Consider the following 13,587-nt stretch of genomic DNA (forward strand, 5'->3'; position numbering starts at 1 on the left):
GAGATCTCCCGCTGCATTTGGAATGACGTGGTTTCAATGTGATCTGTTACATTAAGAAAGCTTCAAGGAGGAATAATGACTTGGATGGTCGCTGTTATTGGTTCTGTTGCTGGATTTTTATTTGGTTATGATGAAGGAATTATTGCCGGGTCTTTAGAGTTAGTCAAAAATCATTTTGCATTAACGGCAACCGATATTGGTGTGATGGCGGCTGCTCTGCCTTTTGGGGCATTAGTGGGTGCCATCCTGATTGGGATGGTTCTGGCTTCAAAAGGAGTTAAACGTTTTGGGCGTCGTACTCTCTTGTCTTTTTCGGGTGGTTTATTTTTTTGTGGGGCATTGGGTGCCGGCTTAGCCAGTTCAATTATGATATTGGAGCTGTCGCGATTAATTCTTGGCTTGGCGATTGGTGTTGCCTCTGTAATGGCACCTCTGTATTTAGCAGAAACCGCACCGTTAAAAAAACGAGGAGCTGTGGTTGCTATTTATCAATTGGCAATGACGATAGGGATTGTTTGCTCCTATTCAGTTAATTACCTATTAATGGAAAATCAAGCCTGGCGGCTTATGTTTGCTTCAAGCGCATTGCCAGCTTTAGTTTTGGGGGTAGGAATTTTATTCATGCCTGAATCACCTCGGTGGTTGTGTAGTGTTGGCCGACGTGGTGCTGCAAACACCGCCTTAAAAAAATTACGTAAAGATCAGTTTATTGCACAAGAGTTGCATGATATTGAAGCGACGCTGGCCCATGAGTCCAAACACGGGAGTTGGCGCTTGCTGTTTAAGAAGCCCCTCTTGTCGGTCCTCATGTTAGGTACACTATTATTTTGTTTGCAACAATTAAGTGGGATCAACGTAATTATTTATTTTGCACCAGAGATTTTTAAAAATCTGGGATTAAGCAGTACTTTGGGGCAAATATTAGCGACGATGGGGATTGGTCTTGTTAATTTACTCGTTACCATATTAGCAATTCTTTGGGTTGATAAAATCGGGCGCCGTAAGCTATTGCTTCTGGGTTTTTTCGGAACGGGGGCGAGTTTAGTTTCGTTAAGTCTGTTTTCATTGAATGAAGTGGCCTGGCTTCCTTATTTATCGATGATTTGCCTTACGGTCTATATTTTTTCATTTGCCATCAGCGTCGGGCCGATTCCTCATATTGCTATGGCAGAAATTTTCCCCTTACATGTTCGCGGAGCGGGTATGGGCTTATCCGCAATGAGTAATTGGACGTTTAATACGGTGGTTATTTTTAGTTTTCCATTATTGGATAAAGCCTTAGGGATTGAGTTCACTTTTGCTTTATATGGCGCTATCTGCTTTTTGGGATTCATTTATAGCTATTTTTATATGCCTGAAACCAAAAATATAAGCTTGGAACAGATAGAAAACTATGTGATGGAAGGTAAGCCTTTGCGTTTTTTGGGAGTAGAAGAAACATCAGAGTGCGACGCAAAAGAGGCTTCAATGTTAGCGCCTAGCTAACATAGTTTGCACCGCTCTTAATGCTGGGCTTTCAGCCCAGCCTACTGTTTTTTATCAGCACGACTTTGTGGATGAAGGGGATAGCTTTAAGTTCACTCCAAATTGATCCGCCGGCTCAAACGAAAAGTTTTCCATATTGGTGATGTAGGTAAATGTTTGCTGGGCCACAACAGCCCAGCTTTGGTTTCGATAATAATTTAGTGCAATTTAGCCGCTAGTTTATTTCTTACCTCTAGAGCATGAAGAATCGATACATAACTCCAGGTTAATGATTTGGCTCCTTGTTGAACTCCAGTATTTAAATTAACTTGTTCTGCTAAATTCATGTCAGGCGCATATTTTTTGACAAGCTCTAAATAGGCATCGCCTGTTTCAATGTATTTTTTCATCAACGCGTGCTGGTTTTGTTTCGCAGATAACATATCCGCCAAGGTATAATAATACTCAGCCATGGTGGCAGTTAAAATAAACCAGGGATTGCCTTGGCTATTAGTTTGATAGCCATCATAAGTATCGCCAGGATAACGACCGAACAAAATAGCCCCTGAATTATTCTCATTGATAGGGAACATTTGGTTAAATTGTTTATGCAAGGCATTAATGGTTTTTTCAACATAAATGCTGTTAGGAGCTAGGAGTCCTCGTTGTGGGTTAAATAATACACCCAAGATTACAGCTGAATCCAGCTCCAAAGTTTTTTGCGGGCCTAAATGAGGCGGAAGAGTGGCTTGAATAAGTTGATTTTTTTGATCCAGATGTTGGAACAAACGATAGTCCATCAATCGAGCCTGTTGTTCATAATAAATAGCAGCACGCTCATCATTCATACGGCGAGCAAGGGCGGCGCCATCAAGCAAGGCTTTTTGCTGTACCATGGTGGTGAAAAAATGATTGCCATAAACCTCTTCCCAAAGGTCAAAGTTTTCATCAGTCCAGTGATGGGCTATGTATTCCAAGTCTAACTTAATCACGCTCATTCCGCGTGGTTCCATGCTGGTGTTATACAAATACGTTTGCACGTATTCTCTTTCATTTTGATTTAATAATTGTTGGGCAAAACGAATTAATGCAGTTGCCCTTATTGCAGGCCCATCATTTTGCGGTCTACCCCAAGCGCCATCAAAGGGATAACCGTTAATGTAGAACTTAGGCTCCCCTAAAATATCTTGTCCAGGTAGGGGATCGTTTTGGTGCTGGATCATGCGCGTCCATGAAACATAATGAAATAGACGCTCTTTATTTGCCGCAGAGTGATTTTCCTCATACCAGCTTTCAATTAAGTTCATAGCAATGGCTGAATCGCGGACCCAGTCATAATAATAGTTGGGATTTTGTTGTGAGGGTGAGGCGACAATTGCGCCATTAGGATGAATGTTTGCCAAAAAGTTTGCTTTTAATTTACTAACCTCTTCCGGGCTAAATACCGCGCCAATTGCTTGTGTAGCGATAAATAACCATAAAATAAATATCCGTTTCACTCTAATCCTCCTGATAAAAAATAAATTTAAAAGTGTAATTTTCGCCATAGTACATGAAAATTTCGATGTGGAGTAGTGGGTAATGGGGCTGTTCAAGAAGGAGTTAGTTGCAGGCTGCTAGGATTGGCTAAGCATAGTGATTTGTAAGGAAAACCTGGTTGTAAGCAACCAGGTTACAGCGAGGACTTTTTACTTAGAAACAATATCCGCAATTGCTTTTACCCATAGGGGATGTTCATTTAAACAGGGCACTACAATTAATTCTGTTCCACCTAAAGCGAGCCATTGTTCTTTGGCACGGATGCTTATTTCTTCTAATGTTTCTAGACAGTCAGCGACAAAGGAAGGGCAGGCGATCACTAATTTTTTAATTCCTTGGGACGCTAGTCGGTTGAGTATTTCATCAGTATACGGTTTTATCCAGGGTGTTCTACCTAAGCGAGACTGGAATGCTGTACTGTATTGTTGCTCTGATAATTGCAGCTCTTTGGCTAATAAGCGACTGCTTTGGTGGCATTGAGCTTTATAACAACCTTGGTTTTGTTCTGAAAGCGCTGGGCAGATATCATTACAGACTGATTTGCAGTCATTTTTAGTAATTTGGCGCTCAGGAATTCCATGATAGCTAAAAAGAATATGCTCATATTCATTAACCTGTTCTTTAATCACCGCAGTTTGCGCTTTGATATAAGCTGGGTGTTGAAAAAAATCACGGATTACGGTTATTGACGGAATTAGGTCCCAGGAACTAATAACCTTCAGTGCTTCCTCAATAGAAGAGCCTGTAGCAGCTGAAGAATATTGCGGATATAAAGGTAAAATAGTAATAGATTCGCAATGCTTGAGCTGATTTAACTGTTCTGCAATTGAAGGGTCGCCATAACGCATCCCCAAAATTACTTCATACTTAGAGCCTAATTCTTGTTGAACGTGAGTTAGTAAGTTTTGGCTGTGCCATAGCAGTGGGGAGCCTTGTTCGGTCCAAATTGTTTGATAGGCATGGGCGGAGCGTTTTGCTCGAAAGGGTAGTATAAGTACATACACCAAGAGATAACGAAGCAGCGCAGGTAAATCAATAACACGTTTGTCTGTTAAAAATGCGCGTAAATAACGGCGAACGGCAGGGACAGTCGGGGATTTAGGAGTCCCTAGATTAATAAGTAATAAACCACGTCTCATTAGACAATACTGACCTTAGTAAAATTAAGGGCATCATACCTGAAGATGGCTCTGAATTCAGTAATTGGGATAAATTTAGTTGGAGCGGAGCGGCATTATTAATTAACATGAGTTTGGCATACAAGTCACATAAAGGACTTTTATGACGCGAAACGATGTTAGGCAATTACAACGCCGCTGTACTGATTAGGCCATTTCTAGGTCGGCAGCTTCAGTGACTACAAACACATTTGCTGCATGAAGACCTTTATCGCCTTGTCCCACCTCATAGGTAACTACCTGTCCAGGGACCAATGTTTTATAGCCAGTGCCATGAATTGATGAAAAGTGAACAAAAATATCATCGCCACCTTGTTCTGGAATAATAAATCCCCATCCTTTGGCATTATTAAACCATTTAACTTCGCCCCTAGCCATATCAAATTCTCCTTTTACTCTAGTTCTTAATTGCTGCAATATATTGAGCAATTGTATTCCTTTATCCTTAAATGAAACCTAATTGTGTAATTAGGTACTTTTACCATAACGTAAAATGCACCTACTACTCAATAGAATTTTCGGTGTACAGGAGAAATTTTTTAAAATGTGCACTGAACTAAGTTATTTGAAGACAGTTTGTATATTTTAGTAATAACTAATCGACCGTGCATCATGTCACAAGTGCAATCATCAACGAGCTTGCAGCAGAGCTCTTGGCACACAAAAATCATTCAAGAGTACTTGACAGGATTGCACTCTTCCTCTGAAATAGAATCAGAGCAAGAAGAGCTTAGGGTAATAAAATTTAGTGGGTAATTCTGCCTTTCTCATTCCTGCTGTAATGAGTTTTGAACAAAGGGTTCTTAATAATTTCTTAATCTATTTGTGTTATCTTTGAAGTATATGTGTCGCAAGAGGAGTTTCATATGAGCAGCCATGCTACAATATTAGGACGATTAGCCCTATCTACCGCTATTAAGCCGCGGCACGCCGAACAAGCAGAAGTTGAGTCTGAACTGCAACGCTATGATACGCCCCAATTAACACCTTCAGCTACACTTGAGACTGATATGAAAAATGTATTAATGAATGCTCTAGGTGGCCCATCTAAAAAATTAACTCCCATGGATAAGTGCTAAGAAAGACAATCGAGGTTTGTTTTCATCGCATTTATAGAAATCAAGTCGCGCAAAAACTAGCATTTTGAAGCGTCTTAGGTATATACTTTTTCCATAGATAATTATTTTTTTGAGGTATAAGTATATGGCTGCTGGGGGCTTTGCTGAGACAGCGCACTGGAGGGATTCTGCGCGTAGTGCTCGTTTCTTTCTGGTGGATGCACGTGCTGCGTTTCCTTTATTTATATTTCTAATGCATATTCGAGTTTGGACAGGGGTTATTGTACTTATTTCCGCAATTTTTTTTGGTATCATCGAACATTATGGCTTTACTGTGCCAGTATTTTTACGCTGGATAAGAGGCTTCCTAGCTGGGAGTTTTAAGTCTGCACAACCATGGTGGCGATGATAAATGGAACGAACGATTAGTCAATGCATGGGCATTATTGCTGCAAGTATGAATGCTAAGTTTTATTTGAATGACCGATTTGTAAGTTATGATGAAGTGTTCGCTGAGACAGGTTTATTACCTGCAATTGCCAAACGAGCTGATCAATTATGTTCTTTATGCTTGGGTTATGGCTTGGGGGCAACATTTGATGAATCAGAAGGCGCTTTATTAGGGTTGCGTGTGGTCTTTGACGAAGTGACGCCTAATGTTTTGCGTTTGTTGTGTATGACTGATGTAGTAAATGAATTAATTCAAGGTGGTCCAAGTAAAGACTATACCCCCTTGGATGAGTTAATGTATGACTAAGCGTGTCATTTTTAAGTGAATTGTAAAGAATTCGAAAGTAAATTGAAATTTGGGTTCACTTTATAATTTGTTTTGTTAGACTCAGGTTATAGGTATAAGTTTTTTGAGGAGCAGTAATATGGCAGCGTTAGATAAATATAGAATTACTCTTTTCCAAACTAGCGGTGTGACTCCTGCTAATGGATTGGCTTCTGTAAGTGCAATGGTTCCAATGACACCTGAAGATGCGCATCGAATAGTAGTTTATCCAGTACATACTGCAAAGACCCAGACAGAAAAGGCTGCACACGTTCGATCAGATTTTGAACCCAATCAAAAGGCTGCTGAAATTTTAAATACCTGTTATAACCGAGTAAACGCTGTTGTGAATAATAAATATGCAGCTGAAGAAAACATCACCGCGGAACAGGAATACACAACTGAGCCAGATGAAGCAGTAGTGTCAACTCCTTCTTACAGAGGATAATAAATTATTGTTCGTGACTTAATTCGAGAGGGTATCCCTCTCATTAGATAGAGTTTTGGTGTTATGAAAGAGATACTCTCAGATCAACAAAATGACGCGATTCTCCAGGCGTTAGACGAGGCGATTAACAATGGCCCCTGGGAGGAGTCTAATTTCCTGCGCGCCATTGGTAAAAATTTAAATGACATCCGTGAAAATTTTGTGAACCAGCTTGGTACGCGAACTAAGGCGCAAATTCACGCTGAAACCCAATTAGCAAATCGCATGGCGCTAAGAAGTGGACAGCAAGAAGTGTTTGTATCACTTTATTCGGCGGATGGTTCAAACATTCAGTCTTGGGAGCGGATTGTTGCTAATTTACCACGACAAATGATCTCGCGCCCTATCTATGCCTCTGAAGAACATGTTAAAGCAATAATAAAAACTAAAGAAAACAAGATCAATGAGGCTTATTTAGGTATTTTTATTAATCAAAGCGGCATCATTGCTCTTCCTCCTGATAAAGCCTTATCTGATAAGTTAGGTAATTTTTTACTTACTTTGAAGGATAGAACCTTAGATTTAGATAATATCAGTCGTTTTGTGCATGTGTCAGGTGTTTATCACTATGATCGTGGTCGTTTACACAAAGAAACATCTGTTTAAGTAACGGGTCTGCATATCGCGCTGTTGAGCGACTTCCTCATTTTGATAATGTGTCATTCTCGCATAGCCGGAATCCATCGTTTAAGTTAGTCTATCACTTTGTTGAAAAATGGCTTCTCGTCTATGCGGGAATGACAGCATTTTTTCCCTCACCGAGGAGGGCTCGTTCTGAACGAAGTGTAATCTGGGTTTTGATGCATAATTTCCCCTTGAATTTCTCGCAAAAATGCCTCAGAGCAGTATATACTTGAATTAATGAAACTAAGATAAGAGCGTATTAATGGCTCAACAATCGCAACAACAAGGCACAGATAGTGGTATGGCTCCCGTATGGATTACGGTGCTGCTGTTTATTACTGTATTTCTGGTTTGGAGAACAGGCCATCAGTATATTGTGATGATTGTTTTTCAAATAAATATCCTGCAAGCCAAATTAGTTAACCTGTTCATCCATAATGAGCAATTAACCAGTTTAATCTATCTGATGCAAACCATTGATCCAAATGCAGTAGATTGGGATCAGCTGGTGGATACCACGCGTGCTGTGGGTGATTTTATGCGCTATCCTGTAGTTTTGGCATTAGGAGTAATGGCTATTGTTCTTTACCAATCTAATCTTAAATTAAAATACCGTAAAGCCCATGATATGAAGTCTTTGCGTGCACAGGAGCAGTTTAACTGGCCGGCAATTATGCCCGTAGTTAAAGAAGATTTAGTGAGCCAGGATGTTAATGTGGGGCCTTGGGCAATGGCATTAACCCCTTTGGAGTTTGCTCGTAAACATCATTTATTAAAAAAGGATGATGTTTTGTTGGATAATCCTGTTCCTGGTATGGAAATGACCGCGGGTCTTAGGCGAGGAGATGCTAAGCGTGTCTTTACGTTACAGTTAGGGCCGTATTGGGATGGTTTTGAGCATTGTTCGCCACAAGCTTATGCCTTAGCTGGTGTGTTTATGGCGCGTTTAAATCGTGACCGTGATGCGGCTAATCATATTTTATCTGTATTGGACCGTACTTTTGTGGAGGGGAAACCTGATTTTTCGGTGGCTAGGCCCGTAGTTGAAAAATACAAAAATACGGAGGAGATCCAGGAAATAACTTCAAAACATGCCTATACTTTAACTGTACTGGCTTCATTGCTTGAGAAAGCTCGGCAAGATGGAGTAGTTCCCAGTTCCGAATTTTTATGGCTAAAACCCGTTGATCGACGATTGTGGTATATGTTGAATTGTGTAGGCAGACAAACACCCTATTCGGAAGTTGCGGGTGCTTTTGCACATTGGCGTGCAGAGAAAGAAATGGGGCGACGTTCTTTAGTGCCAATGATCGATGAAGCAATTAGAGCTTTAGAGGTAGCCGTGAAAGAAGTTAAATTATCACCTCGTCAAATGCAGGAGTTAGAACCATGATGCGTGGTATTGAGTCTCGTCATGAAGTAGATCCTACCCTCCTCCTTAGGGACACGCGAACCCTAACGCAGAGAATGGCGGATTTTTTTGCTGATCCGACGAATGTTTCGATTATTCTATTTTCCCTGGCGGCCGCATCCTTTTATATTTCAGAAGTGGCAACCTTACTAATGTTAATCGGTGGTGGCGCGTTTGCTTACAGCTATACACGTAAACAAAAACTTCCTTTTAGATTGCCACTTGTTTCGCGAGTAAAAGATTACAATGACATGAAGCCGGGCATAAACAAGCCTAACATTGCGCGAGGTATTGCTTTTTTTGGTAATGATCGGAAGAGCGGAGAGGAACTGTGGTTTGCCAACGATGACATGCGTACTCACGCACTGATTTTCGGTTCAACCGGTAGTGGTAAAACAGAATGTTTAGTTTCTCTGGCCTATAACGCGTTGGTTCAGGGCAGTGGATTTATTTATGTGGATGGAAAAGGGGATAACTCGCTTTATGCGAAGGTATTTTCCATGGTTCGTAGCATGGGGCGCGAAGACGATTTACTGCTAATTAACTTCATGACGGGTGCGCGAGATATTGTTGGTCCCCAGGAAAAAAGATTATCTAATACACTGAATCCCTTTTGTCAGGGCTCTTCCAGTATGTTAACCCAGTTGGTGGTTAGCTTGATGGGGTCTTCTCAACAGGGTGGTGACGGTGACATGTGGAAAGGCCGTGCGATCGCGTTCGTTGAAGCTTTAATGCGTTTATTAGTTTACATGCGTGATGATGGCGCGATTCTTCTTGATGCCAACAGTATTCGTAACTATTTCGATTTAACTCGGTTGGAATCAATCGTGGTTGATAAAGTCTTTCCTCGCGATGACATGGAAAGTATAAACATTGAACAGGTTCCAAAGTTGGTTACTGACCCATTACGGAACTATTTAAATACTTTGCCTGGTTATAATAAAGAAAAAAAGGGGAAACAAGTATCTCAAGTACTCGAGCAACATGGTTTCATCACCATGCAGCTTGTACGAAGTTTCTCCTCTTTGGCGGATACCTATGGACACATTATTCGTACCAATCTGGCAGAGGTGGACTTTAAAGATGTGATCTTGAATCGTAGAATTTTAGTTGTGTTATTACCTGCACTAGAAAAATCACCTGATGAGTTGGCAAACCTGGGTAAGATTATTGTATCTTCCTTAAAAGCCATGATGGCTGCAGGTTTGGGGGAAGACGTTGAAGGGGATTACCGCGACGTTATCTTAAGAAAACCTACTAATGCGCCCACACCTTATATGTGTATTCTTGATGAGTATGGATATTATGCAGTGCAAGGGTTTGCGGTGGTACCTGCTCAGGCGCGTTCTCTTGGATTCTCTGCGATTTTTGCAGGGCAAGATTTGCCGGCCTTCCAAAAAGCATCCAAAGAAGAGGCGGCATCCATTGGTGCAAACACGAACATTAAAATTTGTATGAAACTGGAAGACCCTACCGAAACCTGGGACTTCTTTACCAAAACGGCGGGTGAGGCTTATGTTACTAAGGTTGACTCATTCCAGGCTAAAGACAATACCATGTCAAATAGTTATGCGGACAGCAAGAGTTCTTCCTTTGAAAAAAGAGCTCGGGTAGATCTTTTGGACCTTAAAGAGCAAACCGAGGGTGAGGCACATATTTTCTTCAAATCAAAAATTGTTCGTGCCCGCATGTTTTATGCGAACCCTAAACCGGTTAAGCAATTAAAAATTAACCAATTCTTAAAAGTTGAACCGCCACCAGATGACTACTTAATGAAGTTACAAAAACAGTTAGCTTCATTCCAGTCTATTCTGGAAAGTGGTGATTTAACGATTAATAAGACGGCGGATAGCGAGGAAATTACCCTCATAAGTAAGTTATTACGCGAATCTACCGTGACAGAGCCTATTGAACGTGGCGTAACCGCCTTAATTGCATTCCATAATTTTAATGAGCCAGAACCGGTTGAGGAATTGATTGAGGAGGAGGTTGAGGGGGCATTAACCATATTTAGTCCCTTACGTGTCAACGTTGGAGATCCTCCGTTATTAGTCCGTGATAAAGAAACTTTCTCTGAATCATTATTACCGATTAATGAGACGCGTAATCAAATGATGACGATTGAGCGATTGTCGGGAGCTAAAGATAAATACGCTGGTACGGTCGCTAATGAGTTAATTAAAGACTTCCAATTGGCAACCAGTTATCCGCCTGAAGAGCGTGACTTTATCGACCCCCATACGTTAACGGAAATTGTAAAAGATCTCGCCGTCAAATTTGCAAGCGAGCGTGATAAAGTGAATAAAAAGAATGCTGAAGGATTAGAATAAACCTCTACTACTAACTGCTCATGAGTCACGCATAGGCTGGGCTGAAAAAGCCCAGCAAACCCTGTTCGAGCAAAACTCTCAATGAGGGGCTTTTCCGCCCAACCCATTTAAGACTTAAAGGTGAAGGCCCACTTCATCCCTCAATAACCGTCTGATTAATAAAAGCCTTAACTTTTCGAGTAACTAAAAATAAAAATACCGCCCCAGCCAAGGCCCATATCCCTAACTGTTCAAAAATAGACAAATAGTTCTCGTTGGTAAGTTCGGGTGCATGAGTTTGGTTTGTTACCATTTCATTCGCGAAATAATGCGACAAAGAGGCCGCAGCACCTGCAACTAGCATCCATGAGCCCATCATTAGACCTTGTAAATGTAAGGGCGCAATACGACCAATCATCGCATAACCTACAGGCGCAATGAGTAACTCGGAGATTCCCTGAAAAATAAAATAAAATATAACCCATGATAAACTTACAAGCCCATCAGGCCCTGAGAAGCTGATCCCGCAGGCAAGAGCAAAAAAGGACAAGCCTAATAAAATAAAACCACAGGCGAATTGTACGGAAATGGAGAAATTAAATTTATTTTGAAGTGAGTTAATAAGCAGGGACAGTAGTGGGGCACAGACAATAATGACCAATGGGTTAATATTTAATAACCATTGAGTTGCAATCTCATAGCCGAAAAGATGTCGATCTGTGTTATTTTTAATAAAAAGAATTACCCCCATTGGGCCGGTGAAATAAATCATCCAGAACAGTACGGAAATGATCGCCAGGAGTAGATAAGCCATAATACGATCTTTATCTATTTTTGATTTTTGGCGAAGCCCTAGATAGAGAATGGCTAAAAACATTAGCACACTTATGGTGATAACCAGATTATTACTTAATTCGGTTGCTTTAAAGCTAAGCACCAGGAGTGGAATACAACCAAGCGTGAGCAAGGTTCCTACTAAATTGTTTCTTAAGCCTTGCAATGAATTGACTTGTGCTAAGGGAGTGTTTGTATCAGCTAAAACTGACCAGTTACGTAGGATAAAGAGTATCGTAAGGGCATCCATTAAAATTGCCGTATAAAAGAGGCCTTGATATTCATTGGTGTAATCGAAGACCCCGCTTAATGTATACCCCGCAAAAAAACCGATGCTCATCATGGCATAACTAAGAATAAAAGCCGTTTCTCTACGTTCATCCTCTGAGCTAAAGCGCTGGGTAAGCATATTATTATAACAGGTAAAACTAATACCACAGCCAACTAAAAACATACTCAAACTGACAAATAAAAGCGACGTAGAGCGAGTGGTTAAAGTAAATAGGCCAAGAATTTCAATCAGGGATGCAAGCACAAATAAGACACGATTGCTTAAAAAGCGCCCTCCCAGCAGACCCCCAATTAACTGCAAAACATAATTAAGTGCCAGAAAGAGCCCCACTATGCTACTTGATAGTCGCTGTTCTACTTGTAGTTGTTTGGTAAGAAATAGGGCAAGAGATGAATAAAGAGTAGCATAAGAAAATGTTGTAAGCGCCTGTACGAAATAGAGCGCTATTATTCCCTTGGGCATATTGGAGACTATTTTTTTCATCATTAAGTCATAAATGAGAGGAAGCAAAACTCTAACATTAAAAAGAGGGTTTGATAAATATTTTTACACATATGATGCATAAATGGACTGAAATTAATAAAAAAAATGTTAAGACATAAATAAATATTTAAAAAAATAGCAATTTATTTGAATTCATTGTAACGTAATGATTTGTAAATTTATCTTAATCTTTGGTTAATAGACTTTGGTCAATTACAGCCATCCGAAGTGGTTTTTATTTTGTAACATGAGGGATCAAAAGTGAGATCAGTACTTACTAAATATATAGTCTTGCTAATTAGGGCTGTAGGAGCGATTGCCTTATGCATTATAATAGCTTCGTGTGGTAGAGACTATTGGGCTTTACCTCCCGAATTGCCCAGAGGCCCATGTAAAGATACTGGTGCTTGTGATACCACAATTATCAAGTACATGAAAAAATTTAATAAAAATGGGGTGAAAGTAGTTAGCATTGGCCAAGATTATATGGTTAGCATCCCTGCAACCTTTTTATTTCATCCACAGACCCCCAATATTAAATGGCGCTCTTATAGACTGCTAAATGATGTTGCAATATTTCTAAAACAGTTTCGCAAAATTTCAGTTTTCATAACCGGATACAGCAGTAAATATGGATCTCCAGCCAGAGAACATGCGCTTACCTTGGCACGGACTCGTGTGGTTAGTGAATATTTGTGGTCTCAAGGTATTGATAGTCGTTTTATCTTTACCCAAGGTGTTGGTAGTGATAAACCAATTATAGCGTATCCACTTGGTGGAGATTACTCCGCCAATGCGCGAATAGAAATCACCTTTAGACGAGCAGCGGGTTAGGAGTAAAGATGAATCGCGAAGGTTGGGCCTTAATTAAAAAGAACAAAAGCTTTAATGTTAATGTTTTCCGACGGGGTTTAATTTCCGTAATTGTTTCTTTAGGATTGAGTTGTATTTTGGGTTTATTAATGTTTTATGTATATCTAGCTGAACCCGAACGTGATTTTTATGCTACCAGTGGGGTAACTCCTCCAATAAAGCTGGCCCCTATGTTAGCTCCGAATATGTCATCACAGGCGTTGTTGCCCCCGGATCCGCCTACTGATGAGGAAGAAAAACTGATACCGCAATAAGCACAA

General features: G+C 40.5%; 14 protein-coding genes. 10 read left to right on the top strand and 4 right to left on the bottom strand.

Translation table 11 applies throughout. The features are described from left to right. Positions 1-75 precede the first annotated feature (75 nt). The gene (locus tag E1P08_RS10010; protein WP_133136882.1) at positions 76-1,485 is read left to right on the top strand and encodes a sugar porter family MFS transporter; all 1,410 of its coding nucleotides are present in this window, start codon (positions 76-78) and stop codon (positions 1,483-1,485) included. A 197-nt stretch (positions 1,486-1,682) separates the two neighbouring features. Here the strand turns inward: E1P08_RS10010 and E1P08_RS10015 are convergent, their stop codons facing one another. From E1P08_RS10015 to E1P08_RS10025, 3 genes are all read right to left on the bottom strand, one after another. Next, entirely contained in the window at positions 1,683-3,011 is a 1,329-nt protein-coding gene (locus tag E1P08_RS10015; protein ID WP_133136883.1) for a glycoside hydrolase family 15 protein, read from the bottom strand. Between the two features lie 141 nt (positions 3,012-3,152). Then, on the bottom strand, positions 3,153-4,142 hold the full coding sequence (gene hemH, locus E1P08_RS10020) for a ferrochelatase (protein ID WP_133136884.1): 990 nt from the start codon (positions 4,140-4,142) through the stop codon (positions 3,153-3,155). Positions 4,143-4,328: 186 nt separating this feature from the next. Continuing rightward, positions 4,329-4,559 (bottom strand): cold-shock protein, encoded by a 231-nt coding sequence (locus tag E1P08_RS10025; RefSeq protein ID WP_133136885.1) that lies wholly within the window; start codon positions 4,557-4,559, stop codon positions 4,329-4,331. A gap of 488 nt (positions 4,560-5,047) precedes the next feature. Between E1P08_RS10025 and E1P08_RS10030 the strand changes: the two genes are divergently transcribed. The 7 genes from E1P08_RS10030 to E1P08_RS10060 all read left to right on the top strand — a co-directional run bounded on the left by E1P08_RS10030 (position 5,048) and on the right by E1P08_RS10060 (position 10,866). Beyond that, the gene (locus E1P08_RS10030) at positions 5,048-5,260 is read left to right on the top strand and encodes a hypothetical protein (RefSeq protein WP_133136886.1); all 213 of its coding nucleotides are present in this window, start codon (positions 5,048-5,050) and stop codon (positions 5,258-5,260) included. 124 nt (positions 5,261-5,384) lie between these two features. Next, on the top strand, positions 5,385-5,648 hold the full coding sequence (icmT, locus tag E1P08_RS10035; protein ID WP_133136887.1) for an IcmT/TraK family protein: 264 nt from the start codon (positions 5,385-5,387) through the stop codon (positions 5,646-5,648). Between the two features lie 3 nt (positions 5,649-5,651). Then, positions 5,652-5,996, top strand: a complete 345-nt coding sequence (locus E1P08_RS10040) for a type IV secretion IcmS family protein (protein ID WP_058533111.1) — start codon at positions 5,652-5,654, stop codon at positions 5,994-5,996. A 118-nt stretch (positions 5,997-6,114) separates the two neighbouring features. After that, positions 6,115-6,462 carry a hypothetical protein gene (locus tag E1P08_RS10045; RefSeq protein ID WP_133136888.1) on the top strand — a complete coding sequence of 116 codons (348 nt, stop codon included), beginning with the start codon at positions 6,115-6,117 and terminating at the stop codon, positions 6,460-6,462. A gap of 63 nt (positions 6,463-6,525) precedes the next feature. Continuing rightward, positions 6,526-7,107 (top strand): Dot/Icm secretion system protein IcmQ, encoded by a 582-nt coding sequence (icmQ, locus tag E1P08_RS10050; RefSeq protein WP_133136889.1) that lies wholly within the window; start codon positions 6,526-6,528, stop codon positions 7,105-7,107. 280 nt (positions 7,108-7,387) lie between these two features. Continuing rightward, positions 7,388-8,518, top strand: coding sequence for a type IVB secretion system coupling complex protein DotM/IcmP (gene icmP / locus E1P08_RS10055; protein WP_133136890.1), 1,131 nt, complete (start codon positions 7,388-7,390; stop codon positions 8,516-8,518). After that, positions 8,515-10,866, top strand: a complete 2,352-nt coding sequence (locus tag E1P08_RS10060) for a TraM recognition domain-containing protein (protein ID WP_133136891.1) — start codon at positions 8,515-8,517, stop codon at positions 10,864-10,866. Before icmP ends, E1P08_RS10060 begins: the two co-directional genes overlap by 4 nt. Positions 10,867-10,999: 133 nt before the next feature. On the opposite strand, the gene E1P08_RS10065 is transcribed toward E1P08_RS10060, so the two are convergent. Next, positions 11,000-12,457: a peptide MFS transporter gene (locus tag E1P08_RS10065; protein WP_242602429.1), complete on the bottom strand. Its 1,458-nt coding sequence runs from the start codon at positions 12,455-12,457 to the stop codon at positions 11,000-11,002. A gap of 258 nt (positions 12,458-12,715) precedes the next feature. Between E1P08_RS10065 and icmN the strand changes: the two genes are divergently transcribed. Continuing rightward, entirely contained in the window at positions 12,716-13,288 is a 573-nt protein-coding gene (icmN, locus tag E1P08_RS10070; RefSeq protein WP_133136892.1) for a type IVB secretion system protein IcmN/DotK, read from the top strand. 8 nt (positions 13,289-13,296) lie between these two features. Then, the gene (gene icmM / locus E1P08_RS10075) at positions 13,297-13,581 is read left to right on the top strand and encodes a type IVB secretion system protein IcmM/DotJ (RefSeq protein WP_133136893.1); all 285 of its coding nucleotides are present in this window, start codon (positions 13,297-13,299) and stop codon (positions 13,579-13,581) included. Positions 13,582-13,587: the final 6 nt, after the last annotated feature.

Source organism: Legionella rowbothamii (assembly GCF_900639985.1).
Lineage (GTDB): Bacteria > Pseudomonadota > Gammaproteobacteria > Legionellales > Legionellaceae > Legionella > Legionella rowbothamii.